24 protein-coding genes are annotated in these 25,737 nt (G+C 67.2%); 19 read left to right on the forward strand and 5 right to left on the reverse strand.

Features of this window, described 5'->3' with window-relative positions; genetic code table 11:
• Positions 1 to 50 precede the first annotated feature (50 nt).
• The 3 genes from EAH75_RS18680 (at position 51) to EAH75_RS18690 (ending at position 1,904) form a co-directional block, all read left to right on the forward strand.
• On the forward strand, positions 51 to 296 hold the full coding sequence (locus tag EAH75_RS18680; RefSeq protein WP_140806486.1) for a hypothetical protein: 246 nt from the start codon (positions 51 to 53) through the stop codon (positions 294 to 296).
• 109 nt (positions 297 to 405) lie between these two features.
• Positions 406 to 792, forward strand: coding sequence for a YciI family protein (locus tag EAH75_RS18685; RefSeq protein ID WP_140654591.1), 387 nt, complete (start codon positions 406 to 408; stop codon positions 790 to 792).
• 242 nt (positions 793 to 1,034) lie between these two features.
• Positions 1,035 to 1,904, forward strand: coding sequence for a TraB/GumN family protein (locus EAH75_RS18690; protein WP_194150635.1), 870 nt, complete (start codon positions 1,035 to 1,037; stop codon positions 1,902 to 1,904).
• A gap of 28 nt (positions 1,905 to 1,932) precedes the next feature.
• Here the strand turns inward: EAH75_RS18690 and EAH75_RS18695 are convergent, their stop codons facing one another.
• The 3 genes from EAH75_RS18695 to EAH75_RS18705 are packed head-to-tail and all read right to left on the reverse strand — an operon-like array spanning position 1,933 to position 4,251.
• Positions 1,933 to 2,298 carry a cobalamin B12-binding domain-containing protein gene (locus tag EAH75_RS18695; RefSeq protein WP_140806488.1) on the reverse strand — a complete coding sequence of 122 codons (366 nt, stop codon included), beginning with the start codon at positions 2,296 to 2,298 and terminating at the stop codon, positions 1,933 to 1,935.
• A gap of 27 nt (positions 2,299 to 2,325) precedes the next feature.
• A complete protein-coding gene (locus EAH75_RS18700) occupies positions 2,326 to 3,312 on the reverse strand; it encodes an aldo/keto reductase (RefSeq protein ID WP_140806489.1) in 987 nt (328 codons plus the stop codon).
• A gap of 39 nt (positions 3,313 to 3,351) precedes the next feature.
• On the reverse strand, positions 3,352 to 4,251 hold the full coding sequence (locus EAH75_RS18705; RefSeq protein ID WP_140654600.1) for an EamA family transporter: 900 nt from the start codon (positions 4,249 to 4,251) through the stop codon (positions 3,352 to 3,354).
• A 93-nt stretch (positions 4,252 to 4,344) separates the two neighbouring features.
• Between EAH75_RS18705 and EAH75_RS18710 the strand changes: the two genes are divergently transcribed.
• From EAH75_RS18710 to EAH75_RS18740, 7 genes are all read left to right on the forward strand, one after another.
• A complete protein-coding gene (locus EAH75_RS18710; RefSeq protein WP_140654603.1) occupies positions 4,345 to 4,824 on the forward strand; it encodes an Lrp/AsnC family transcriptional regulator in 480 nt (159 codons plus the stop codon).
• Positions 4,825 to 4,942: 118 nt separating this feature from the next.
• A complete protein-coding gene (gene parC, locus EAH75_RS18715) occupies positions 4,943 to 7,183 on the forward strand; it encodes a DNA topoisomerase IV subunit A (RefSeq protein WP_140806490.1) in 2,241 nt (746 codons plus the stop codon).
• 99 nt (positions 7,184 to 7,282) lie between these two features.
• Complete coding sequence (locus EAH75_RS18720; RefSeq protein ID WP_140806491.1) at positions 7,283 to 7,708, forward strand: hypothetical protein; 426 nt, start codon at positions 7,283 to 7,285, stop codon at positions 7,706 to 7,708.
• A 32-nt stretch (positions 7,709 to 7,740) separates the two neighbouring features.
• Positions 7,741 to 8,031 carry a biotin--protein ligase gene (locus EAH75_RS18725; RefSeq protein ID WP_140654609.1) on the forward strand — a complete coding sequence of 97 codons (291 nt, stop codon included), beginning with the start codon at positions 7,741 to 7,743 and terminating at the stop codon, positions 8,029 to 8,031.
• The gene (locus tag EAH75_RS18730; RefSeq protein ID WP_140654611.1) at positions 8,028 to 8,804 is read left to right on the forward strand and encodes a lipoate--protein ligase family protein; all 777 of its coding nucleotides are present in this window, start codon (positions 8,028 to 8,030) and stop codon (positions 8,802 to 8,804) included. Before EAH75_RS18725 ends, EAH75_RS18730 begins: the two co-directional genes overlap by 4 nt.
• 135 nt (positions 8,805 to 8,939) lie before the next feature.
• Positions 8,940 to 10,334 (forward strand): M16 family metallopeptidase, encoded by a 1,395-nt coding sequence (locus EAH75_RS18735; RefSeq protein ID WP_140654613.1) that lies wholly within the window; start codon positions 8,940 to 8,942, stop codon positions 10,332 to 10,334.
• 8 nt (positions 10,335 to 10,342) lie between these two features.
• A complete protein-coding gene (locus EAH75_RS18740) occupies positions 10,343 to 11,758 on the forward strand; it encodes a M16 family metallopeptidase (protein ID WP_140806492.1) in 1,416 nt (471 codons plus the stop codon).
• 107 nt (positions 11,759 to 11,865) lie between these two features.
• Here the strand turns inward: EAH75_RS18740 and EAH75_RS18745 are convergent, their stop codons facing one another.
• Together EAH75_RS18745 and EAH75_RS18750 are read right to left on the reverse strand one after the other, a co-directional pair.
• Entirely contained in the window at positions 11,866 to 12,297 is a 432-nt protein-coding gene (locus tag EAH75_RS18745; RefSeq protein WP_343182734.1) for an NUDIX hydrolase, read from the reverse strand.
• Positions 12,276 to 12,764, reverse strand: a complete 489-nt coding sequence (locus tag EAH75_RS18750; RefSeq protein WP_140654617.1) for an NUDIX hydrolase — start codon at positions 12,762 to 12,764, stop codon at positions 12,276 to 12,278. Before EAH75_RS18750 ends, EAH75_RS18745 begins: the two co-directional genes overlap by 22 nt.
• Before the next feature lie 206 nt (positions 12,765 to 12,970).
• Between EAH75_RS18750 and EAH75_RS18755 the strand changes: the two genes are divergently transcribed.
• The 9 genes from EAH75_RS18755 to EAH75_RS18795 all read left to right on the forward strand — a co-directional run bounded on the left by EAH75_RS18755 (position 12,971) and on the right by EAH75_RS18795 (position 25,727).
• Positions 12,971 to 13,702, forward strand: a complete 732-nt coding sequence (locus EAH75_RS18755) for a phosphodiester glycosidase family protein (RefSeq protein ID WP_240046317.1) — start codon at positions 12,971 to 12,973, stop codon at positions 13,700 to 13,702.
• The gene (locus tag EAH75_RS18760; protein WP_140806494.1) at positions 13,702 to 16,125 is read left to right on the forward strand and encodes a penicillin acylase family protein; all 2,424 of its coding nucleotides are present in this window, start codon (positions 13,702 to 13,704) and stop codon (positions 16,123 to 16,125) included. The genes EAH75_RS18755 and EAH75_RS18760 overlap by 1 nt, the downstream gene beginning before the upstream one ends.
• A gap of 154 nt (positions 16,126 to 16,279) precedes the next feature.
• Positions 16,280 to 17,359 (forward strand): NAD(P)/FAD-dependent oxidoreductase, encoded by a 1,080-nt coding sequence (locus EAH75_RS18765; protein WP_140806495.1) that lies wholly within the window; start codon positions 16,280 to 16,282, stop codon positions 17,357 to 17,359.
• Between the two features lie 54 nt (positions 17,360 to 17,413).
• Positions 17,414 to 18,481: an FAD:protein FMN transferase gene (locus EAH75_RS18770; RefSeq protein WP_140806496.1), complete on the forward strand. Its 1,068-nt coding sequence runs from the start codon at positions 17,414 to 17,416 to the stop codon at positions 18,479 to 18,481.
• A complete protein-coding gene (locus tag EAH75_RS18775) occupies positions 18,481 to 20,664 on the forward strand; it encodes a NosR/NirI family protein (RefSeq protein WP_140806497.1) in 2,184 nt (727 codons plus the stop codon). Before EAH75_RS18770 ends, EAH75_RS18775 begins: the two co-directional genes overlap by 1 nt.
• A 33-nt stretch (positions 20,665 to 20,697) precedes the next feature.
• On the forward strand, positions 20,698 to 22,644 hold the full coding sequence (nosZ, locus tag EAH75_RS18780; protein ID WP_140806498.1) for a TAT-dependent nitrous-oxide reductase: 1,947 nt from the start codon (positions 20,698 to 20,700) through the stop codon (positions 22,642 to 22,644).
• Between the two features lie 53 nt (positions 22,645 to 22,697).
• On the forward strand, positions 22,698 to 23,984 hold the full coding sequence (locus EAH75_RS18785) for a nitrous oxide reductase family maturation protein NosD (RefSeq protein ID WP_140806499.1): 1,287 nt from the start codon (positions 22,698 to 22,700) through the stop codon (positions 23,982 to 23,984).
• The gene (locus EAH75_RS18790) at positions 23,968 to 24,897 is read left to right on the forward strand and encodes an ABC transporter ATP-binding protein (RefSeq protein WP_140806500.1); all 930 of its coding nucleotides are present in this window, start codon (positions 23,968 to 23,970) and stop codon (positions 24,895 to 24,897) included. Before EAH75_RS18785 ends, EAH75_RS18790 begins: the two co-directional genes overlap by 17 nt.
• On the forward strand, positions 24,894 to 25,727 hold the full coding sequence (locus EAH75_RS18795; protein WP_140654635.1) for an ABC transporter permease: 834 nt from the start codon (positions 24,894 to 24,896) through the stop codon (positions 25,725 to 25,727). The genes EAH75_RS18790 and EAH75_RS18795 overlap by 4 nt, the downstream gene beginning before the upstream one ends.
• Positions 25,728 to 25,737 lie beyond the last annotated feature (10 nt).

Consider the following 25,737-nt stretch of genomic DNA (forward strand, 5'->3'; position numbering starts at 1 on the left):
TGAGGTTTCACTTGAATCCAGACATTACGTCCTCTCCCCAGGGAGCCGAAATGGATAGCCAGAACAAATATTGGTTTCCCGCCAAGCGATACGGCTGGGGCTGGGGTCTGCCGGTTCGGTGGCAGGGTTGGGTTTGCCTCGCCGTCTATGCGGGGTGTGTTGCGCTTGTCATTCGATTCCTGCGGCCGTCAGCCGATCCCCTCATGTTCGTGATCAGCCTTGCGCTGCTCACCCTCGGCCTGATGGCCGTGTGCTGGTTGAAGGCCGAACCGCCCCGCTGGCGTTCGGGCAGCTGACCGGGGCTTGGCACGGCGCACCGCGTCGCCAAGATTCGTCTGGACGGGAAGAATATTTCCCGCGCCGGTTCTTTTGCTTCCGCACACGCAACCCTAGCGAACGAGAACCATGAGCAAGCAAACTCCACTCTCCGAATACCTCATCCTCTCCCGCGGCCAGTGGGACAAGGACGCCTCGCGCGAAGATATCCAGGTGGCGATCGACCGCTTCTACGCGTGGTACGACCGACTGGTGAGCGAGGGCAGGATCGGGCCCGGACACCGGCTGGCGCGCGAGGGCAAGGTGGTGTCGCGACAGGCGACCATGGACGGTCCGTTCGCCGAGGCCAAGGAAGTGGTAGGCGGCTACTGGTTCATCCTGGCCGACAGCCTGGACGAGGCCGCACGCATCACGGCAGAAAACCCCTGCCTGGCTTACGGCCTGGTTTGCGAGGTGCGGCCGATCGACCCGGCACGCGGCAGCGCCTACGCATTGACCAACGAAACCCCGACCTGATACGCACGCGCCCCGAAGCGCCGCGTCCGGCAAGGAGGTAGCGAAGCCCGGCCGGGACGTACAGGACCTCGGACGCCGAGGTTCCGGATATCGACGTGGACGTGCGCCATCCCGACGCCGGGGTTGCCGAGGTCGGCGGAGACGGGCCGAACTCCGGCACCCCGGTTCCGCAGGTCGACGGTGCGCGCCATCGCCACCTCGCCGGGATTGAATTGGCTGCACGTCACCGCGACACTCGCGGCATGAAACCCACGATCGCGCTGCGCCTGCTCGCCTGCCTGCTCCTGCTGCTCCCCGCCGCAGCCATCGCCCGCCCCGCGCTGTGGGTGGTGAAAGATGCGGACACCACGATCTACCTGTTCGGCACCGTGCACCTGCTGCCGACCGATACCGACTGGCATTACCCGGCGCTGGACCAGGCGGTGGAGGACAGCCAGAGGCTCTACATCGAGCTGACCGACGACGACCAGGCGAACATGATGGCGCTGGTGCTGCGCTATGGACTGGACACGGCGCATCCACTATCAAGCTTGCTCAACGAGTCCGAACAGCTGCGGCTGCGCATCGCGGCGAACAAGGCCGGCGTGCCCGGCGGCATGCCGGCGCTCAATGTGATGCGTCCGTGGCTGGCGGCACTGACGCTGGCGACGGCGCCGCTGCTGAAGGCCGGGCTCGATCCCGAACACGGTGTGGACAAGCAGCTGAAGAGTCAGATGGCAGGCGCCGGAAAGCAGGTGTTGGGGCTGGAAACCGCCGAGCAGCAGATCCGCTTTCTGGCCGACATGCCCAAGGCGGTCGAACTGGCCTTCCTGCGCTCGACCCTGCGCGATATCGACAAGGGCTCGATCGAACTGACCGAGCTGATCGGCGCGTGGAAGAACGGCGACATCGCCACCATCGCCCGGCTCGAAGACGAAGACATGCGCCAGACGGAGCCGAAGCTCTATCAACTGCTGCTCGTGCAGCGCAACGAAATCTGGGCGACGAAGATCGCCACGATGCTGCAGCAGCCCGGCACCGTCTTCATTGCCGTCGGTGCCGCACACCTGGCCGGGCCGGACAGCGTGCAGGCGCAGTTGCACAAGCTGGGCGTGGACGCTGTTCGCCAATAGCGAGAGCTGCGAAGCTTCTCCCGGACCATCAGATCCAGCGTCGCACCGCTTCCGCCGTGTCGGCCGGTGAGGCGTTGAAGCATATCCGCGCGTCGGGTACATGCTCATGGATCAGGTTGATGATTTTCTCGAATAACAACAACAGCGATGGCGCACGAAGTTCGGCGCCGATCATCACGCAGTCGAAGCCCTGCCTTTGGAGCTGCCGCGCGACGACCGCTTCGGCGGTTTCGCCCGCGTCGACGAGACAGCTTTCCACCTCGTAACCCAGGCCGCGCAATCGATCCAGCTGGGCATCGATGAACGCCCTGACGAGATCGGGGGTGAGCTCGGGAAATTCCGAGAGATCGGCAAAGGCAGGATCCAGCCCCAGGGCAAGCACGTTCTTCGACATCTGCCGCACTCCGATACATGGGTTTGATCAGTCGATGCCGGCGACGGCATGCGGCACGTAGGGCGCCTCAAGCGCCTCGATCTCGGCATCCGGCAATCTGATCGCCAGCGCTGCCACGGCTTCTTCCAGATGGTGCGGCTTGGTCGCACCCACGATCGGCGCGGTGACCGCGGCCTTGTGCAGCAGCCACGCCAGCGCCACCTGCGCGCGCGGCGCGCCGAGCCGCGCGGCGACCTCGCCGACGCGATCCACCACGGCCTTGTCCGCCGCCTTGCTCGCGGCATACACGCCGTCACCCCATGGGTCGGAGCCGCCGCGCACGGTGCTCGGTTCGCCCTCCCAAGGCCGCGCCAGCCGCCCGCGCGCCAGCGGACTCCACGGCACCACGCCGATGCCCTGGTCCGCGCACAGCGCCAGCATCTCGCGCTCCTCCTCGCGGTACAGCAGGTTGTAGTGCGGCTGCATCGAGACGAAACGCGTCCAGCCGTGCAGGTCGGCGATGTACAGCGCCTTGGCGAACTGCCACGCCGACATCGACGAGGCGCCGAGGTAACGCGCCTTGCCCGCCTTCACCACGTCATGCAGCGCCTCCATCGTCTCCTCGATCGGCGTGGCATCGTCCCAGCGGTGGATCTGGTAGAGGTCGACGTAGTCGGTGCCGAGCCGGCGCAGGCTGGCATCGATCTCGGTCATGATCGACTTGCGCGACAGGCCGCCGCCATTCGCATCGCCGCGCATCGGATAGAACACCTTGGTGGCGACGACGACCTCTTCGCGCCGGGCGAAATCGCGCAACGCGCGCCCCAGCACCTGCTCGCTGTCGCCCTTGGAGTACATGTTTGCCGTGTCGAAATAGTTGATGCCCAGTTCGAGCGCTCGCCGGATGAAGGGCCGGCTGTGCTCCTCGTCCAGCGTCCATGGCCTCTCGTCGGTGGGTGTTGCCGAATAGCTCATGCATCCGAGGCAGATGCGCGAGACCTTGAGGCCTGACTTGCCCAGATTGATGTAGTCCATCGCGAATCCTCCTAATGGCTTCTCAGTTATGTACGTTATTCACCGGCGGCTCGTCCGGTGCAGTTTGACCCCGACGATGACCAGCGCAATGCCGATCATCTCGATGGTGCCTGGTATCTGATGCAGCACCACGATGCCGATCACGCTCGCCGTGGCCGGTAGCAGCGCAAGCAGCAGCGCGAACGTGGCACGCGGCAGTCGCGCCATCGCGAGCTGGTCGCAGACATAGGGAATCACCGATGACGAAATGCCGATGCCGATACCGGCCGCGAGCAGCCCGGGGCTGACCAGGGCCACCGCCGCGTCGTGCAGGCCGAACGGCATCGCCACCAGCAAGGCCACCAGCATCGCCGCGGCGAGACGATCGATGCCCTCGCCGCCGCCATCCTTCGCGGCGCGATGTCCGAGCACGATGTACAGCATGAACAAGGCGCAGTTGGCGAAGGCGAAGACGAAACCCGTCGGCGCTCCGGCGAGCCGCACGTGGGTCAGCATCCACACGCCGGCCACCGCGACAGCGAGCGCCACCACGTTGCGTTGGGTCCGCGTGCCGGCCAGTGCCAGCGCGATCGGCCCGAGAAACTCGATCGCGCCGACGGTACCGAGCGGCAGACGGTCGATCGCCAGATAGAAACAGATGTTCATGCAGCCGAGCACCACGCCCAGCCCCACGATGTTCCAGCGCGCCGCCGCGCCCTGCCGCATGAAATAACGCCACGGCTTTCGCCACACGGCGAAGATCAACGCGGCGCTGGCGATCCGCAGCCAGGCGACGCCGAGTGGTTCGACGCGGGCAAACAGCAGTACGGCGAAGGCTGGGCCAAGGTAATGAAAGACCGCGCTGACGATGAAGTACAGATGCGGCGGCACCCTCTCGCCAAGCGCGATCTGCGTTGGCGCCAGCCGGTGGAGAGTCGAGGTGTCCTGCTCGTTGTCCATGACTCCATTTTTACAAAGTATCGGCGCATGATCCATGCTCAAAGAAAGGATTTGACGGTCAATATTTCGCTTCCTGCAGGTTGAATGCCCCATATGCCTCAGATTTCAAACCTCGTGTCCGATCCCCGCAATGTCGCCCTGCTGCAGGCGCTGCAGGAGGATCCACGCCAGCCTGTCACCAAGCTCGCCGCCAGCATCGGCATGTCCGCACCGGCGGTGAAGGAGCGCCTGAGCCGGCTGGAGGAAACCGGTGTGATCCGCGGCTACCGGCTCGACCTGGATCCGAAGGCGCTGGGCTGGCCGATCACGGCGTATGTGCGCGTGCGCCCGGTCCCCGGGCAGCTGTCGAAGATCGCCGAACTCGCGCAGAAGATGCCGCAGGTCGTCGAGTGCCACCGGGTCACCGGCGAAGACTGCTTCATCATGAAAGTGCACCTGGACGCGCTGGAAAATCTCGACCTGATCCTCGATCGCTTCCTGCGCTACGGCCAGACCACCACCTCGATCGTGCAATCCACGCCGGTCCCGCTGCGCGCGCCGCCGTTGCCCGCGATCAAGGGCAAAACCCGGTGACTCCCGGGGACCGCTGCGGCACAACGGTCACGCTCCCGCAAGCTGTCCCGGCCCGGCGTGTTCTGGCACCATCGACCGGTTATCCGCGCGTTGCGCGCTACTCGACAGACATCCCCGCATGAACCTGCAAGCCAATTACGAACAGATCCCGCTGAAGGAATACGCCGAGCGGGCCTATCTCGACTACTCGATGTACGTGGTGCTGGACCGCGCCCTGCCCTTCGTCGGCGACGGCCTGAAGCCGGTGCAGCGGCGCATCATCTACGCGATGAGCGAGCTGGGCCTGGCCGCCACCGCCAAGCCGAAGAAATCCGCGCGCACCATCGGCGACGTGATCGGCAAGTTCCATCCGCACGGCGACAGCTCCTGCTACGAAGCGATGGTGCTGATGGCGCAGCCGTTCTCGTACCGCTACCCGCTGGTCGACGGCCAGGGCAACTTCGGCTCGCCGGACGATCCCAAGAGCTTCGCGGCGATGCGCTACACCGAGAGCAAGCTCAGCCCGATCGCCGAAGCGCTGCTGGGCGAGCTGGGCCAGGGCACGGTCGACTGGGTGCCGAATTTCGACGGCACCATGGACGAGCCGAGCTGGCTGCCGGCGCGCGTGCCGCACGTCTTGCTCAACGGCTCGATGGGCATCGCGGTGGGCATGGCCACCGACATCCCGCCGCACAACCTGCGCGAGCTGATCAGCGCGTGCATCCGCCTGCTGGACGATCCGGACGCCACCGTCGCCGATTTGTTCGAGCATGTGCGCGGGCCGGATTATCCGACCGAGGCGGAGATCATCACCCCGCGCGCCGACCTGCTGGCGATGTACGAGAGCGGCATGGGCTCGGTGCGTGCCCGCGCGGTGTACCAGCGCGAGGAAGGCAACATCGTGATCACCGCGCTGCCGCATCAGGTCAGCCCGTCGAAGATCCTCGAACAGATCGCCGCGCAGATGCGCGCGAAAAAGCTGCCGATGATCGAGGACCTGCGCGACGAGTCCGATCACGAGAATCCGATCCGGCTGGTGCTGGTGCCGCGCTCCAGCCGCGTCGATGCGGACGAGCTGATGCCGCACCTGTTCGCCACCACCGATCTGGAAAAGAGCTTCCGCGTCAATCTCAACATGATCGGCCTGGATGGCCGGCCGCAGGTGAAGAACCTCAAGCGCATCCTCAGCGAATGGCTGACGTTCCGCACCAGCACGGTGACCAAGCGCCTGGAACATCGCCTGGCGAAAGTCGAACGCCGGCTGCACCTGCTCGAAGCGCTGCGCATCGCCTACCTCAATCTCGACGAGGTGATCCGCATCGTGCGCAGCGAGGACGAGCCCAAGCCGGTCCTGATGGCACGCTTCAGGCTGAGCGAGGAACAGGCCGACTACATCCTGGAAACCCGCCTGCGCCAGCTGGCGCGGCTGGAAGAGATGAAGATCACCGCCGAGCGCGACCAGCTCGAAGAGGAGCGCGCGAAGATCAGCGTGCTGCTGAAATCGCCGGCCAAGTTGAAAGGCCTGATCAAGGAAGAACTGCGCGCCGACGCGGCCAAGTTCGGTGACGACCGCCGTTCGCCGCTGGTGCAGCGCGAAGCGGCGCAGGCGCTCGACGAAAGCGCGCTGGTCGCCAGCGAACCGGTCACCGTGGTTCTGAGCCAGAAGGGCTGGGCGCGCGCGGCGAAGGGTCACGACATCGACGCCGAGGCGCTCAACTACCGCGAGGGCGACGGCCTGCTCGCCGCGGTGAAGGCGCGCACCACCCAGCAGGTGGCGTTCATCGACTCGACCGGCCGCAGCTACTCCACACCGGCGCACACGCTGCCCTCGGCACGCGGCAACGGCGAGCCGCTGACCGGCCGCTTCAGCCCGGTCGCCGGCGCCAGCTTCGACGCGGTGATCGCCGGCGACAACGACACCCGGCTGATCCTCGCCACCGACTTCGGCTACGGCTTCGTCACCCGCTTCGAATCACTCACCGGCCGCAACAAGGCCGGCAAGCAGATCATCAGCCTCAACGACAAGGCCAAGGTGCTGGCGCCGCAGATCAGCGCCGACCCGGCGCGCGACCGCATCGTGGTGGTCACCACCGAGGGCCACCTGTTGATGTTCTCGGTGGCCGAGCTGCCCGAGCTGGACAAGGGCAAGGGCAACAAGCTGATCGAGATCCCCAAGGCGAAGCTCGTCAGCGGCGACGAGCGTGTGGCTGGCGTGGCCGTGGTCAGTGAGGGCAAGGGCGAGGTCACCATGTATGCGGGCCAACGCAAGCTCACCCTGAAGTGGGCGGACCTGGTCGAGTACGGCGGCAACCGCGCCACCCGCGGCGGCGTACTGCCGCGCGGGCTGCGCCGGGTGGAACGGATCGAAACCACCGGCTGAAGTGTGGCGGCAGGAACTTCCTGCCGCCACACGCTTCGAAGGTGGAGGTGCACGTCAACGCGCACTGGCGCGTTGAGCACGTCATACCCCGGAGTACGCATGAACATCAAACGGCACCTCACCGCCCTCGCGACCACCTTGCTGGTGGCTACGGTATCTGCACAGACGGCCAAGCCGCTGAACCTCAAGCTGCCACCCAGCGACCTGCCGGCGGCCAGTTCGACGGCGGCCAAACCAGCCAGCGCTGCACCCGGCGTGTACTACGGCGATACCAGCGGCCGCATGGGCAACAACGACACCGCCACTGCCGCGACCGCCGACTGCGACGACTACAGCTACAACCAGCCGCAGGTTCATGGCAGCGTCGGCATGGGCGTGGTCAGCGGCAACCACGTCGGCGGCAGCTACCAGACCGGTACGGTCAACCTCACCAAGGCGTTCGGCAGCTGTGACCACCCCACCGGCGGCGTCAGCATCTCGATCGGCGGCGGCACCGGCAACTTCCACGGCCGTGGCGGCCACTGAACGGGCGGCGCGGCGCAAACAGGGAACAACCCATGCACGGCGAATACAAGATGCCCGGCGGCAAGCTGGTGGTGATCGACCTGGAGGTACGCGACGGCCGCCTCGCCGACGTGCATCTCAGTGGTGATTTCTTCCTCGAACCGGACAGCGCGCTGCATACCATCAACGCCACACTGGAAGGCCAGCCGGAACAGGCCACCGAAACGGAGCTCACCAACGCCGTGCGCGACGCCATGCCGCCCGACGTGATGATGTATGGTCTTTCGCCGGAAGCCATCGCGGTCGCCGTGCGCCGCGCCTTGCACAGGGAAGCCGAAGCATGATGCGTACCGATTGGCGCGACCACGACTGGCAGCTGATCCACACGATTCCGCAATCACCGACGCTGCACATGGCGCTGGACGATGTACTGACCCACGAGGTCGGTGCCGGTCGTCGCAAGCCGACCCTGCGCATCTGGGAATGGGCTGCACCCGCGGTGGTGATCGGTCGCTTCCAGTCGCTGCGCAATGAAGTGGACGCCGACGCGGCATCGCGCCATGGCATCGAAGTGGTGCGCCGGGTCAGCGGTGGCGGTGCGATGTTCATCGAGCCGGGCAACACGATCACCTATTCGATCTACGCGCCGCAGTCGCTGGTCAAGGGGCTGTCGTTCCAGGAGGCGTATGCCTTTCTCGATGCGTGGGTGCTGGAGGCGCTGGCCGAACTCGGCATCAAGGCCTGGTACCAGCCGCTCAACGACATCACCTCCGAGGGCGGCAAGATCGCCGGCGCGGCGCAGGTGCATCGCGGCGGTGCAGTGCTGCATCACGTGACGATGGCCTACGACATCGACGCCAGCAAGATGCTGGATGTGCTGCGCATCGGCCGCGAGAAACTGTCCGACAAGGGCACCACCAGCGCCGCCAAGCGGGTCGACCCGCTGCGCAGCCAGACCGGCCTGCCGCGCGAAGCGGTGATCGCGCGGATGATCGCCACCTTCCGCCGACTGCACGGGCTCGCCGACGATCACGTGCGCGCCGACGAACTTGTCCAGGCCGAAGCGCTCGCACAGACCAAGTTCAGCAGCCCGGCCTGGATCGCCGACGTCGCCTGATCTCGCGTATCGCCGTGCTTCTGTGCGGCAGGAATCCCCCGTGCGCGGCGGTTCCTCCTCCCCCATTCGTCACTTGTGAACTCTGGCAGATCGCAGGAGGATCGGGCTTCCGTTCGCGTTGACAAGGAGACGTAGATGCGCGCTTCAGGACTATCCGTACTGGTCGCCGGGCTATGCCTGGCCTTCGCCGCCCACGCAGCCGACACCGATACCTGGAAGCTGCCGGTCACGGTGAAGAAGCTCGACAACGGGCTCACCGTAGTGGTTTCCGAGGACCACAGCTCACCCACCGTCGGCATCAGCATGGTCTACCACGTCGGCATGCGACTGGAACCGCAGAACCGCACCGGTTTCGCCCACCTGTTCGAACACCTGATGTTCGAAGGCACGCCCGACGCGCCCAAGGGCACCTTCGAACGCGTGATCCAGGGCGGCGGCGGCGTGTTCAACGGCTCCACCCGCGCCGACTACACCAACTACATCGCCTCCGCGCCTTCGTCCGCGCTGGCGCCGATCCTGTGGATGGAAGCGGACCGCATGAAGTCGCTCGACTTCAGCGCGAAGAATCTCGCCAACCAGCAGAACGTGGTGAAGGAGGAGATCCGCGTCAACGTGAAGAACCAGCCCTACGGCCTGTTCTACTGGACCGACCTCAACCGCCTCGCGTTCGACAAGTGGGCCAACAATCATGACGGCTACGGCTCGTTCAAGGACCTGGACCACGCCAGCATCGCCGACGTGAAGACCTTCCATGACACCTTCTACCAGCCGGCCAATGCGGTACTCGGCATCGCCGGCGACGTCACCCCGGAGCAGGCCTTCGCGCTGGCGCAGAAGTATTTCGGCAGCCTGCCTGCGCGCGCGCTGCCGCCGCGGCCGGACGTCGCCGAACCGTTGAACACCAAGCCGCGCCATGGAGAGCAGACCGATGCACTGGCCAAGGTGCCGGCGCTTGCGATCGGCTGGAAGATGCCCGCACGCGGCAGCAAGGACCAGGTGCCGATGATGGTGCTGTCGCAGTTGCTGGTCGGCGACGATGCCTCACGCTTCTACCAGGGCCTGGTCAAGGGCCGCGAGCTGCTGCTGAACATCAACGGCGGCGTGAACTTCCCGCTGGGCGACGGCAGCGACTACGCCGGCCCGACGCTGCTGGGGCTGTTCGCGCTGTACAAGCCCAATGCCACGCCGGAGCAGGTGCTGGCCGCAATCAACGAGGAGATCGGCAAGGTCGCCAGCGACGGCGTCGACGACGCCACCCTGACCCGCGTGAAGACCAAGATGCTGTCCGACTGGTACGGCGGGCTGGAATCCTTCCTCGGCCGCGCCGACACGCTGGCCAAGCTGCAGACGCTGTGGGGCGATGCCAACGTCGCCAACCGGATGCCCGGCTGGATCGAGGCGGTGAGCTCCGATGACATCAAGCGCGTCGCCCGGGCCTATCTCACCGACGCCAACCGCAGTGTGATCGTGCGTCGCCCGGTCGCCGCGGCTGCCGCGCCCGCTCCCGCCGCCAAGACATCTGCCAAGTGAGGACCGCCATGAAGACGAACACGACGTTCAAGACGCTTGCCCTCGCCCTCGGCCTGGCGCTTGCCGGATTCGCCCAGGCCGCCACGCCGCTGCCGAAGGATCTGCCCGCCTACGGTCCGGACAAGCCGCTGCCGACGCCGCAGATCGCCCAGCGCACCCTGACGAACGGACTTACCGTATGGGTGGTGCCGCGCGACGGTCTGCCCAAGGTCAACGTGGCGCTGGCCGTGCTCGGCGGCACTGCTGCCGACGAGGCGGCCACGCCGGCCCTGTCGGAGATGATGGCGCGTCTGCTCAACGAGGGCACCGCCAGCCGCAGCTCGCGCGATATCGCCGAGGCGCTGCAGGCGATCGGCGGCGACTACAGCGCCGGCACGGGCGACGACTCGATCAACATCCGCGCCAGCGCACTGGCTTCGCACGCATCGAAACTGCTGGAACTGGTCGCCGACACCGCGCTGCACCCGAGCTTTCCGGCGAACGAGGTTGCCCTGGCCAAGGCCAACGCCTTGCAAGGGCTGAAGGTGCAGGAGGCCGATCCGGATTGGCAGGCACAGCGCGCCTTCGGCCACGCCGCCTACGGCGAGCATCCGTACTCGCGCGACTCGCTCAATGAAGCCAGCGTGCAGGCGGCCTCGCCCGACTCGCTGAGGGCGCTGCACGATGCCCGCTTCCGGCCGGATCGTGCCTTGCTGGTGATCGTCGGGCGCATCGACGCCAACGCGGCGTTCCGTCTGGTCGAGCAGCAGTTCGGCGGCTGGAAAGCCACTGGCAAGGCGCTGGCCGATACCGCGCCGGCACCACGCGAGGCGGCGCCACAACGGCTGCTGGTGCCGCGCGACGGCGCGGTGCAGAGCAACATCCGCTACGGCCGCCCGGCGGTGCCGGCCAACGACCCGGACTACATTCCGCTGACCGTGGCCAACACCATCCTCGGCGGCGGCTTCACCAGCCGCATCACCCAGGACATCCGCGAGGACAAGGGCTACTCGTACAGCCCGTGGTCGCGTTTCAGCGCGAACCGCGTCGGCGGCAGCACGCTGGCCAGCGTCGACGTGCGCAACGAAGTCACCGGCGCCACGCTGGCCGAGCTGGCCAAGCTGTACGACGGCATGGCCAGCCAGCCGGCCAGCGCAGAAGAGCTCACCGGCGCCAAACGCCTGGTCGGCGGCATCTACCTGCTGCGCAACCAGATCCAGGGCGCACTGATCGGCACCCTGGCGAACTACTGGGTCGATGGCCTGCCACCGAGCTTCCTCGGCAGTTACGTCGCCGAGGCAAACAAGGTGACGACGGAACAGGTGCAGGCGATGGGTCGCAAGTACTTCGCCGCGAAGGACCAGAGCATCGTGGTCGTCGGCGATGCCAAGGCGATCGACGCACAACTGAAACCGTACGGCACGTTCACCGTGTTCAAGCCCTGAGTGCTGTCGGTGCCGCGGCGATCGCGCCGCGGCACCGGCCTGCAGAATCCCGTGTGATTGTTCTTCGGTAAATTCCGGCCAGAAGCAGTCGCGTACAAGGTGTCCTCCTACATGGAGGCGCCCCGCAACAGCGGCAGGATGTGCTCGCGACTCAGCCGGGCAACCGGTACGTTCGGCGCGGCCGGATCGATCCAGCACAGCTCCTCGATCTCGGCCCGCGCCGCGATCTCGCCACGCACATTCACCGTATAGACGGCCGCCTCGACCCGGCGATCCGGCTCGTTCGCCGCCAACGCGCTGCAATGGCACAGCAGGCGGGCCGAACCGGCGACGAGTTCGCAGCCCAGTTCCTCGCGCAGCTCACGAGCCAGCGTGGCCAGCTCGTCTGCATCGCCGGGATCGCGCTTGCCGCCGGGCTGCTGGAACATCGTGGCGCCACGCTTGCGTACCAGCAGGCTGCGCCCTGCTTCATTGCGGATCACCGCGGCGACGATGCGGATGATTCTGGCGCCGTCACTCACAGCCGGCTGTACGACCACGACTGCATGCGCCCGTCCTTGTATGGCATCACGCCATGGAACGGACGCGGGTCGGCATCGAACACCAGCGGCAGGAAATGGCGGTCGCCTTCCCACATCGGCAAAGTCAGCAGGCGCTCCAGCGCGACCCATTCCAGGGTGCCTTCGGGGTTGCTCATGAACGGCGTGCCACTGTAGCGATCGATCGCGAAGATGAAGCCGAGCCAGTCTTCGCCGTGTTTGCCGAAACCCGGCCAGTTCAGCGTGCCGCGCAGCTGCATCGACTCGCAGCTGATACCGGCCTCCTCCAGGATTTCCCGCTGCATGCAAGTGGCGATGTCCTCGCCCGGCTCCATCTTGCCGCCGAGTCCGTTGTACTTGCCCAGGTGCTGGTCATCCAGCCGCGCATTGCGATGGATCATCAACACTTCGCTGCGGTCGGGCGACAGCACGTAACCGAGCGTTGCCACGATCGGGGTGTAGGGCATGGCGAAAGCACCGCAAAAAACCGAGTTTAACGGCAGCGGCCGTTCCGCGCAGGTCTCCGGCCTGAACGTGCGGCGCGGCCGGGCTTGCACGCGCGCGACAGGGCGGCGACCATCGACGGATGCATTCACTCGCTTCACTCATACCCCGAGCCGGTCGTGCGCACTGGTCATGGCATGCGCTGTTGTCGCTGCTGCTGCTCACCGGCATGCCCGGCTGCGCACCCACCGCGCGGGCGCTGGACAGCGGCACGCTGGCGTTCGAAGGCCAGAACTACCGCGTCGTGCATCTGGATCTCAAGCGTGAACACCTGAGCCTGCACTGGCGCGACCCGCAGAACGGCCAGCCATTCAGCAGCATCGAGACACTGCGCCAATGGGGCGAGGCGCGCGGCCAGCGGCTGTTGTTCGCTGCCAACGCCGGCATCTATGACCGGCAATTTGCGCCGTTGGGCCTGCACGTGGAGGACGGCAAGACGGTGGTGCCGCTGAACCTGGCGCACGGCAATCCCGCGTCGGGAAATTTCTCGCTGCTGCCGAACGGCGTGTTTGCGGTGTATCCGGACGGCCATGCCGCGGTGCGCACCAGCGCCGCGTTCAAGGCCGCCGGCAAGAGCGCGCAGTGGGCCACCCAGTCGGGCCCGATGCTGCTGATCGACGGCAAGCTCAACGATCAGTTCATCGATGATTCGTCCAGCCTCAAATGGCGCAGCGGCGTCTGCGTGAAAACCCCCACCGAGGTGATCTTTGCAGTGAGCGAGGCGCCAGTGAACTTCCACACGTTTGGACGGCTGTTCCGCGACAAGCTCGGTTGCCGCGACGCGCTCTACCTGGACGGCAGCATCTCGCAGCTGTACGTCGACGGCGAAGGCTACGCCGGCGCGCCGGCGTTCATGGTGAAACCCTACGCCGGCATCTTCGCCGTGTTCGCCAAGCCCTGATGTCGGGCCCTGTCACGGCGCGGCGCTGGCGCATCCTGCGCGCGCTGCTGATTGCCCTGCTGGCGTTGCTGCTGACTGCGTTTGTGACGGGCTGGTGGCTGCTCGCCGGCAGCCGCGCCCGGCTCGACGGCACGCGCCAGGCAACCGCGTTGACGGCCCCCGTAAGCATCGGCCGCGACGCGCTGGGCACGGTCACCATCGAGGGAAAGAACCGCACCGACATCAGCTATTCACTGGGCTACGTGCACGCGCAGGAACGCTTCTTCGCAATGGACCTGATGCGCCGCATGCCGGCCGGCGAGCTGTCCGCACTGGTCGGCCCGGCCGCACTCAAGGTCGACCTCAACCATCGCCGCCATCGCTTGCGCGCGGTGGTCGAAGCGGCGTACGCGCAACTGCCGCCAGCGCAGAAACACGAACTCGACCGCTATCGCGACGGCGTCAATGCGGGCCTCGCCGACCTGCGCGTGCGGCCGTGGGAATACCTGCTGCTGGGCAGCCAGCCGCAGCCTTGGCGTTCGGAAGATTGCTTGCTGGTGATCGCGGCGATGTATCTGGACTTGAACGGCGATGGCCGCAATGAGCGTGAACTGCACATGGCGCAGATGCGCGCGACGCTGCCCGGACCACTGGTGGATTTCCTGCTTGCGCCCGATCCCGACTGGGAAGCGCCGCTGAGCGGGCGGCTGTCGCGCTCGCCGGTGATTCCCGCGGCAGACGTGTTCGACCTGCGTCATCGCACGCCGGCAGCATCCTCCACCGCGCTGGCCGCCGCACTCACCCCGGCGCTCGACGCACCCCGTCCCGGCAGCAACAATTTCGCGATCGGCGGTGCGCTCACCAGCAGCGGCGCGGCGATGCTCGCCAACGACATGCACCTGGGCCTGCGCGTGCCCAACATCTGGTTTCGCACCCGGCTGCGCTATCCCGACCCCACCGCACCGAACGGCCAGCGCGACGTCAACGGCGTCAGCCTGCCGGGCACGCCGGCGATCATCGTCGGCTCCAATGGGCAGATCGCGTGGGGCTTCACCAACAGCTACGGCGACTGGCAGGACTGGGTGCGCGTGCGGCGCGATTCCACCGCCCCCACGCGCTACAAGGTGCCGGACGGCTGGGCCGCGATCGAAAGCCACGCCGAGCACATCCGCGTCAAGGGCAGGCCCGACGTCATCCTCGAGGTCGAAGACACCCGCTGGGGGCCGATCATGGGCAAGGACGTCGATGGCACGCCGCTGGCGCTGGCATGGATCGCCGGCCGTCCACGCAGCTACAACCTCGCGCTGATGCAGCTCGAACACGCATCGGATGTTTCCGGCGCGTTGAACCTGGCGCCACAACTCGGCATGCCGCCGCAGAATCTGCTGGTCGCCGACAGCGGTGGAAACATCGGCTGGACGCTCGCCGGCAACAGCATTCCGCTGCGCACCAGCATCGACCCGCTGCTGCCATCGGACTGGTCGCAGTCGGGCAACGGCTGGCAGGGCTGGGCATCGCCCACGCACTATCCGCGCATCGAGAACCCGGCAGATGGACGGCTATGGACAGCGAACAACCGCACCGTCGACGGTGCAGCGCTGGCCCTGCTCGGCAACGGCGGCCACGACCTCGGTGCCCGCGCGCAGCAGATCCGCGATGACTTGCACACTCGCGCCAGCTTCACGCCCGGCAACCTGCTCGACATTCAGATGGACGATCGCGCCGTGTTTCTCACCCGCTGGCAGCGCCTGCTGCAGGACACCCTGGCCGACAGCACCGACCGATCACTGCAGCAGTTGCGCCGGCTCATCGCGCAATGGCAGGAACGCGCCGCCGTCGACAGCGTCGATTACCGGCTGGTGCGCACATTCCGCGACCATGTCGGCGAAGCCGTGCTGGCTCCGTTCGCTGCGCAGGTGCAGCAGCGCTACCCGGACTTCAGCTGGCCCGGCGAGAACAGCGCCGAGGCGGCCGTATGGGCGTTGGTCCGCGCCCGGCCCGCGCATCTGCTCGATCCGAAATACCCCGACTGGCACGCCCTGCTCACCGATGCCGCCCGTCAGGTGGTGGCCGAACTAGGCCGGCAACCCGGCGGCCTCGCCGCACGCAACTGGGGCGAACGCAACCGCGCCGGCATCCGCCACCCGCTGTCCGCCGCACTGCCATCCTGGCTCGGCCGTTTCATCGACATGCCCGATCAGCCCATCCCCGGCGACAACAACATGCCGCACGTCGCCTCGCCCGGCTTCGGCGCCTCCGAACACCTGGACGTGTCGCCTGGCCATGAAGCCCACGGCATCCTCAACATGCCCGGCGGCCAGAGCGACCACCCGTTGTCGCCGTACTTCGGCGCGGGACACGAGGACTGGGTCGAAGGCCGGCCCACTCCGTTGTTGCCGGGGCAGACGCAGCACACGCTGACCTTGCGCCCGTCCATGCGCTGACACGCTGGCTGGCTCCCCGGCTCGGAAACATGGACCCGGTCATGCCTGTGCGGCATTCGACCACACAGGTGATCGGGGCTCGTCTGACTGAAGTCAAAGGTATCGCCTTAGTGCGCGCGCATGATCCGCGCCATTAACAAGGCGGATTCGTCCCATGATCAACTGCGACACCGTCATCGTCGGAGCGGGCCCGGTCGGCCTGTTCCAGGTTTTCGAGCTGGGTCTGCTCGGGCTGGATGCGCACGTGGTCGATGCCGTGCCGCATGCCGGCGGGCAATGCATCGAGCTGTACCCGGACAAGCCGATCTATGACATCCCGGCAGTGCCGGTGTGCAGCGGGCGCGAGTTGATCGAGCGCTTGCAGCAGCAGATCCGTCCGTTCGCGCCGCAGTTCCATCTGGGTCACACCGTCACCTCGCTCAAGCACATCGCGAACGGCCGCTTCAGCTTGCGCACCAGCGCGGGGCTCGCGTTCGACGCCGGTGCGGTGATCGTCGCCGGCGGCCTTGGCGCATTCGCGCCGCGCACGCTCGACCTGCCCGAAGCCGCACCGCTGGTAAACCGCACGCTGCACTACAAGGTGGCGCAGCCGGCACTGTTCGACGGCCAGGACATCGTGATCGCCGGCGGTGGCGATGCAGCGCTGGACTGGGCGCTGGCCCTGGTCGACCGGGTGCGCAGCCTGGTGCTGGTGCATCGCTCATCCAGCTTCCGCGCAGCGCCGGCCAGTGTGGCGCGCATGCATGCGCTGTGCGACGAAGGCCGCATGCAGTTGTGCGAGGGTGACATCGTCGGGCTGGAGACTGCCGACGAGGCGTTGGCCCAAGTACGCGTGCGCACGCGCAGCGGCATGGTCCAGCGCATCGAGGCTTCGCACTTGGTGGTGCTCTGGGGCCTGCATCCGGCGCTGGGCCCGATTGCCGACTGGGGGCTGGCGCTGGAACGCCAGCAACTGGTGGTGGATCCGTCGACGTTCCAGACCTCCGTGCCCGGCGTCTTCGCAGTGGGCGACATCAATACCTATCCGGGCAAGAAGAAGCTGATCCTCTCCGGCTTCCACGAGGCGGCGCTGTGCGCGTTCGCCGCGCATGCGCACCTGCATCCCGGCGACAAGGTGAACCTGCAGTACACGACCACCAGCCCGGCGCTGCAGCGGCGTCTTGGCGTGCGCGAGGCCGGGCGCGGCGATGCCGTCGCGCAACCTCCGCCACGAGTGGCCGCCAGCGCGGCCTGAACCCTCGCACATCGCGTCAAGCACGCACACGCTCACCACCACGGGAAGCATCCCATGCATCGCTCCTCCGACCCCAGCGATCTGCGCTCGCCCGAGCGCCGGCGCTGGCTGAAACAGACCGGGCAACTCGCCCTGGCCGGCGGCCTGCTGGCCGGCGGCGGCTGGGCAGTGCTCAAGCGCAAGCAGAACCTGTGGCAGGTTCGGCGCGAGCGCACGCTGATGCAGACCTCGGTGGCGGTCACCTGCCTGTCCGACGACGTGCAGGCGGCGGGCGCGGCGATCGAGGCGGCCTTCGCACGGATGGCCGCGACGGCTGCCGAGCTGACCCGCTTCGACCCGGCTAGCCCGCTGTCGCGGCTGAATCGCGACGGCCGGCTGGCGCTGGTGCCATCGAATCTGCACGCGGTACTGCGCGAGGCGCTGTCGCTGTCGGCGCTGACCGGCGGCGCGTTCGACGTCACCGTGCTGCCGGTGCTGCGCTATTTCGAAACCTTGCGTGGCGTGTCCGGCATCGACGCGCAGGAACACCATTCGATCGACCGTCGCGAGCAACTGGTGGGCTGGCGTGACCTGGCGCTGGACGCGCGCGGCGCACGGCTGCTGCGACCGGGCATGGCGGTGACGCTGGACGGCATCGCCAAGGGCCATGTGGTCGACCAGGGCATCGCGGCACTGCGCGCGGCGGGCATCGAGTACGGCCTGATCGACGCCGGCGGCGACATCCAGGCGATCTGCGGCAACGATCCGCAGCGGCACTGGAACGTCGGCATCGTCGACCCGCGCGACGTGAGCCGGGTGGCGGCGGTGGTGCGGGTGCGCAACGCGGCGCTGTCGACCTCCGGCAACTACCGCGTGTTCTTCTCCACCGATCGGCGCCTGTTCCACATCGTCAATCCGCGCACCGGCTATTCGCCGCAGAGCTATTCCAGCGTGACCGTGGTGGCGCCGCGCTCGGTGCTGGCCGACGGCATGAGCACGGCGGCGTTCTCGCTGGAGCTGCCGCAGCTGTCCGCGCTGATGGCGGCGCAGGATCACCAGTGGCTGGCGTTCTCGCGTACCGGCGAAAAGCGCTGGCGCTCGCGCGAACTGCCGCTGATCGCCGGCACGGCGGAGCTGGCGTGATGCGCGTCGCGCGCACCCGCTCTTTCGTGGCGCAGTTGCTGCTCGTGCTGTCGCTGCTTGTGCTGGCGCCCGTCGCGCTGGCCGGCATCGATGCGAAGCATCCGCAACTGCACGAGGTATTCCCCGGCGCCACCCGCTTCGGCGACATCGAGGGTACCCCGCCCGCCGCGGCGGTGTATCGCGGCGACAAGGTCATCGGCTACGCGTTCGAGACGGTGATGGTGGCGCCGGTGCCGGCCTATTCGGGCGCGCCGATCAACATCCTGATGTCGATCGGCACTGACGGCAGCATCCGCGACGCCCGCGTGCTGGAGCAGCACGAGCCGATCCTGCTGGTCGGCATCCCGGTGCAGAAACTGTACGACTTCGTGGCCCGCTACATCGGCCATCGCGTGGACGACCGTATCGTGGTCGGCGGCGGCGGCAGCGGCAGCGTGCGCATCGACGCGATCAGCAGCGCCACGGTGACTTCGATGGTCGCCAACGAGACGATCATGAACTCGGCGCTGAAGGTAGCCGCCTCGCGCAAGCTGATCGCCGGCGCGGCCGACACCGGCGCGGCCGCCGCGCAGGTCCGCGGCGATTACTTCGTGCCGGCCGACTGGCAGGCGCTGACCGGCAACGGCGCGATCGACCATCTGCAGCTGGCCCGGCAGGCGGTCACCGACGCGTTCAAGGGCCAGCCGGAGAGCGGCCTGATCGACGACCCCACCGCGCCGGCCGCCGGCCATGGCGCGGACACCTTCATCGATCTGTACTTCGCCGACGTCACCCCGCCCACGGTGGGGAGAAACCTGCTGGGGGCCGCGGCCCACGCCGAGCTGATGAAACAGCTCAAGCCCGGCGACACCGCGATCGCGGTGATGGCCAACGGCATCTACTCGTTCAAGGGACTGGGCTACGTGCGCGGCGGCATCTTCGACCGCGTGCACCTGCTGCAGGACGGCAAGCTGGTGCTGTTCAAGGATACCGACCTGGTGTCGATGAACGACACCCCGCTGCGCGGCAAGCCGGCGTTCGCCGAGCAGGCGATCTTCATCGTGCGCAACAGCGGCAGCGGCTTCGATGCGACCCGGCCGTGGACGTTGCAGCTGATGGTGAACCGCCAGGTCGGCCCGCTGCAGAGCATCTACCACACCTTCACCAGCGACTACCGCATGCCGGCGGTCTACACCACGCGCCCGGAAGCGGCTGCCGACGCATTGCCGGCCGACGCGCCGCTGTGGGTGAAGGTGTGGCACGGGCGCCGGCTGGACATCGCAGTGCTGCTGGCGGGACTGTCCGTGCTCACGCTGATCCTGATGTTCCAGGACTGGATCGTGAAGCGTCCGCTGCTGCTCGAGCGCCTGCGCGTGGGCTTCCTGATCTACACGCTGGTATTCATCGGCTGGTACGGGCTGGCGCAACTGTCGGTGGTGAACATTTTCACCTTTATCCAGTCGGTGTTGCACGGCTTCCATTGGGAAACCTTCCTGATGGACCCGCTGATCTTCATCCTGTGGGTGTTCGTGGCCGCCACCCTGCTGCTGCTGGGACGCGGCGTTTACTGCGGATGGCTGTGCCCGTTCGGTGCGCTGCAGGTGCTGGTGAACAAGGCGGCCAAGCGGCTGCACGTGCCGCAGTTCGAGTTCCCGCGCGTGGTGCACGAGCGGTTGTGGGCGCTCAAGTACGTCATCCTGCTGGTGCTGTTCGGCATGTCGCTACAGTCGCTCAACACGGCCGAGCACTACGCCGAGATCGAGCCATTCAAGACCACGTTCACGCTGCACTTCGCGCGCTCGTGGAGCTACGTACTCTACGCGGTGCTGCTGATCGGCGTATCCGCGTTCAACCACAAGTTCTATTGCCGCTATGTCTGCCCCCTGGGTGCCGGACTGGCCGTGTCCGGACGCTGGCGATTGTTCGAATGGCTGCGCCGACGCCCCGAGTGCGGCAGCCCATGCCAGGTCTGCGCCAACGAGTGCGAGGTCAAGGCGATCCACGCGGATGGCCGCATCGACTTCAACGAATGCCACTACTGCCTGGATTGCCAGGTCACCCGCGTCAACGACCACAAGTGTCCGCCGGTGGTACAGCAACGCAAAAAGCGCGAACGCGCCGCACGACCGTTGCCCACGCCGATCGCACTGATTACCCCGGCGAACGCGCCGGAAACCCGAGAGCCGGCGCCCGTCGCCGACTGATCCCACGTCACCTGCCTCTGCGGATGAAAAGCCATGCACGACGAATCGAAGAACAAACCCGAAGCTGACGCGGAAGGCACCGACCCCGCGCGTCGCAACTTTATGAAGAACAGCGCGCTGGCCGGCCTGGCCGGCGCGGCGGGACTGGCACTGGCGGGCTGCGGTCGCAAGGGTGATCACGGCGGCGCTGAAGGTGCCGCCGCCGGACACGATGGCGAACGCCAGCGCGAGCACGGCGAGCACGAAGCCGCCTCCGACCACGTGCCGCCCGGCCAGCTCGACGAGTACTACGGCTTCTGGAGCGGCGGCCAGTCCGGCGAGGTGCGCCTGGTCGGCGTGCCCTCGATGCGCGAGCTGATGCGCATCCCGGTGTTCAACCCCGACTTCACCATCGGCTGGGGCGTCACCAACGAGAGCAAGCGCGTGCTCGGGCCGAACTTCCCGCCCGGCGGCGATTGCCACCACCCGCACATGAGCCAGACCGACGGCCACTACGACGGCCGCTACATCTTCATCAACGACAAGGCGCACACCCGCGTCGCGCGCATCCGTTGCGACGTGATGCGTACCGACCGCATCACCAATGTGCCCAATGTGCAGGCGATCCACGGCCTGCGCGTGCAGCGCGCGCCGCGCACCGGCTACGTGTTCGCCAACGGCGAGTTCCTGGTCCCGGCGCCGAACGATGGCCGCGATCTGGACGATCCGAAGAAATACCAGACCATGTTCAGCGCGCTCGACGGCGACACCATGGAGGTCGTCTGGCAGGTGCTGGTGGACGGCAACCTGGACAACACCGAGGCCGATTACGCCGGCAAGTACGCCATCTCCACCTGCTACAACAGCGAGGGCGGCATGGACCTGCCCGGCACGATGCAGGCCGAGCGCGACTGGGCCGTGGTGTTCAATATCGCGCGCATCGAGGCGGCGGTGAAGAAGGGCGATTTCAAGACCATCGGCAGCTCGAAGGTGCCGGTGCTGGACGGCCGCCACGGCTCGTCGCTCATCCTCTACATCCCGATCCCGAAGAACCCGCACGGGATCAACGCCAGCCCCGACGGCAAGTACGTGGTGGCCAACGGCAAGCTCTCGCCCACCGTCACCGTCATGGAGTGGAGCCGCATCGACGACTGCTTCGCCGGCAAGCTCAAGGACCCGCGCGACACGGTGGTGGCCGAGCCCGAGCTGGGCCTGGGTCCGTTGCATACCGCCTACGACGGTCGCGGGAACGCCTATACCACGTTGTTCATCGACAGCCAGATCGCCAAGTGGAACATCGAGGACGCGATCGCCGCCCACGCCGGCAAGAAGGTCAACTACCTGCGCCAGAAGATCGACGTGGCGTACCAGCCCGGCCACTGCCACACCTCGATGGGCGAGACGCGCGACGCCGACGGGCGCTGGCTGGTGTCGCTGAACAAGTTCTCCAAGGACCGCTTCCTGCCCACCGGCCCGCTGCATCCGGACAATGACCAGCTGATCGACATTTCCGGCGAGACCATGAAGCTGGTCGCCGACGGCCCGGTGTACGCCGAGCCGCACGACGTGATCCTGCTGCACCGGCGGTTGCTGATCGACAAGGTCAAGAAGAGCTGGGACCGCGACGATCCGTTCTTCGCCGAGACGGTGGCCATGGCCAGGCGCCACGGCATCGACGTGCTTACCGACAGCAAGGTCATCCGCGAGGGCCGCAAGGTGTTCGTGTACATGACCTCGGCCGCGCCGATCTTCGGCATGGGCAGTTTCACGGTGAAGAAAGGCGACGAAGTCACCGTGGTGGTGACCAACATCGATGCGGTAGAGGACGTGAGCCACGGCTTCTGCATTGTCAACTACGGCATCAACATGGAGATCAGTCCGGGCGCCACCGCCTCGGCCACCTTCACCGCCGACAAGGCGGGAGTGTTCTGGTACTACTGCACGTTCTTCTGCCATGCGATGCACATGGAGATGAGCGGGCGGATGCTGGTCGAGGCCTGAGCCGCGTCGTGCCGCCGCGCAGCGCGCGGCGGCACGAGCGGATCTCCGTTCCCATGCATGCACTTCGTTTCCTCGCGTTCCTGATGCTGGCATTGCTGCCGGCGGCGCCGGTGCATGCGCGCGAGTCGCTGGAGCAGATCGTGGCTGCGGCGCCGCCGGGCACCACCATCAGCGTGCCGGCCGGCGTGCACCCGGTGCACCTGCGGCTGGACAAGCCGGTCACCCTCGTCGGCGAACCCGGCGCCGTTCTCGATGGCGGCGGCGAAGGCGACGTGGTGCGCATCGGCGCCGCGCAGGTCGCCGTGCGCGGGCTGACCATCCGCCATAGCGGCACCGATCTCACCGCGATGAACGCCGGCATCTTCGTCGAGCGCCAGGCGCGCGACGTCACGCTCGAGGGCAACCGCATCGAGGAGAGCCTGTTCGGCGTCTACCTCGACGGCGCGGCCAACGTGCGGGTCACGCACAACGTGATCCGCGGCATGCGCTCGCTGCGCGTGGCCGACCGCGGCGACGGCATCCACATGTGGAACGACACCGGCTGCACCATCGAGGGCAACGACGTGGCCGACTCGCGCGACGGCATCTACGTCTACGTCAGCCCGCACAACACCATCGCGCGCAACGTGGTGCACGAGGTGCGCTACGGCATCCACTACATGTATTCGCAACACAACCTGCTGCTGGACAACGTCAGCCGTGGCAACCTGGCCGGCTATGCGCTGATGTCGTCCGATCACCTCAAGGTGATCGGCAACACCGCCGAGGACGACGAATCCTACGGTTTCCTGCTCAACTACATCTCGCACAGCGAGATCGCCGGCAACCAGATACGCCGGATCAACGGCCAGCGCGACACCCAGGGCGGGCTGATCGACGGCACCGAAGGCAAGGGGTTGTTCGTCTACCTGTCGCAGTTCAACACCATCCACGACAACCTCGCCGCCGACTCGCAGATCGGCATCCACGTGACCGCCGGTTCGGAGAACAACCGCCTGTGGGGCAACCGCTTCGTGGACAACCGCATCCAGGTGAAGTACGTGCAGAACCTCGCCCAGGAGTGGTCGGCGCACAGCCGCGGCAACTTCTGGAGCGACTACCTCGGCTGGGACCTGGACGCCGACGGCATCGGGGACATCCCGTTCCGCCCCAACGACGGCGTCGACGTGCTGCTGTGGAAATACCCCTCCGCACGCAACCTGATGTCCAGCCCCGCGGTGCTGCTGATGCGCTACGTGCAGCGCGCGTTCCCGGTATTCACGCCGCCATCGGTGCAGGACAGCCACCCGCTCATGCAAGCCCCCACTTCCTTCCGGCCCGACCATGAACCCCGCGATTGAATTCGAGGCACTGGCCAAGCGCTACGGCATGCTCGCCGCGCTCGACGGCGTCAGCGCCTGCGTGCCGCGCGGCCAGGTGATCGGCCTGCTCGGCCACAACGGCGCCGGCAAGTCGACCCTGATCAAGCTGATCCTCGGCCTGATCGCACCCAGCGGTGGCCGCCTCGACGTACTCGGCCAGTCACCGTGGCGCGCGCACGCCTTGCGCCGGCGCATCGGCTACCTGCCCGAGAGCGCCACCTTCTACGCCAACCTCAGCGGGCGCGAGCTGCTCGACTACCTGGCCCGGCTGAAGCAGGCGCCGCGCGCCCAGGCACAGGCGCTGCTGGAACGCGTCGGCCTGGCGCACGCTGCCGACCGGCGCATCGGTACCTACTCCAAGGGCATGCGCCAGCGCCTCGGCCTGGCGCAGGCCTTGCTCGGTTCGCCGGAACTGGTGTTGCTTGACGAACCGACCACCGGCCTCGATCCGCAGGCCACCCGCGAGCTGTACCGCATCGTCGGCGAGCTGCGCGCGGACGGCCGCTGCGTGCTGGTTTCCTCGCACCTGCTGGCCGAACTGGAGCCGCACATCGACGGTGCACTGATCCTGCGCCAGGGCAAGTTGCTCGCCGCCGGCAGCCTCGCCGCACTCGGCGAACAGGCGGCACTGCCCGCCCACATGCTGCTGCGTCCGCACGAGAACGCCGGCGCCGAACTGATGACCCAGCTGGCCGCGCGCGGCCTGGCCGCGCAGTCGCGGCCCGACGGCCGACTGGAGCTGCAGGTGCCGCGCGAGGCCAAGCTGCGCACGCTGCGCGAACTTCTCGCCAACCCCGCCATCGCCGACCTCGACGTACGCGAGCCGACACTGGCGCAGCTGTACGACTGGCTCGGCGCCGGTCCCCACCCCGCCGCGGAGGCCCGCGCATGAACAGCATTTTCATCGTCGCCTGGAAGGAGTTCCGCGACGACTTCCGCAACCGCTGGACGGTCGCGCTCACCGTGCTGTTCGCGCTGCTGGCGCTGGGCATCGCCTGGTTCGGCAGTGCCGCCGCCGGCCGGGTCGGCTTCACCTCGTTCGACGCCACGCTGGCCAGCCTGACCACGCTGGGCGCCTTCGTGATTCCGCTGATCGGCCTGCTGATCGCCTACGACACCATCGTCGGCGAGCGCGACGACGGCACCTTGCTGCTGATGCTCAGTTATCCGCTGGCGCGCGGCCAGCTGGTCGCCGGCAAGTTCCTCGGCCACTGCGGCGCACTGGCCGCCGCCACGCTGGCGGGTTTCGGCCTGGCGGTGGCGATCATGCAGCTGATGCAGCCGCCCGCGCAGACGTTGCAGGCGTGGCTGCACATCGGCCGCTTCATCCTCAGCGCCTCGCTGCTGGGTGCCTGCTTCGTCGGGATGGCCTGCCTGATCAGCGTGCAGACCGCCGACAAGTCCCGCGCCGCCGGCCTGGCGCTGATCGGCTGGCTGGCCAGCGTGGTGCTGTTCGACCTCGCGCTGCTGGCGCTGCTGGTGGTCAGCGGCGGCAACCCGGTCGAGCGCGCGGTGTATCCCTACCTGCTGCTGCTCAACCCGGTCGACGTATTCCGGCTGGTCAACCTCACCGCGCTGGGCGACGGCGCCGGCAACGACTTGCTGACCGGCATGACCGCCCACCACACCTACTCGCCCGCCCTGCTGTGCCTGGTACTGCTGGGCTGGGCCGTGGCGCCGTTCGCGTGGGCGATGCTCGCGTTCCGGCGCAAGGAAATCTGAGGAGAACCCG

Source organism: Rhodanobacter glycinis, from assembly GCF_006438785.1.
GTDB classification, from domain to species: domain Bacteria; phylum Pseudomonadota; class Gammaproteobacteria; order Xanthomonadales; family Rhodanobacteraceae; genus Rhodanobacter; species Rhodanobacter glycinis_A.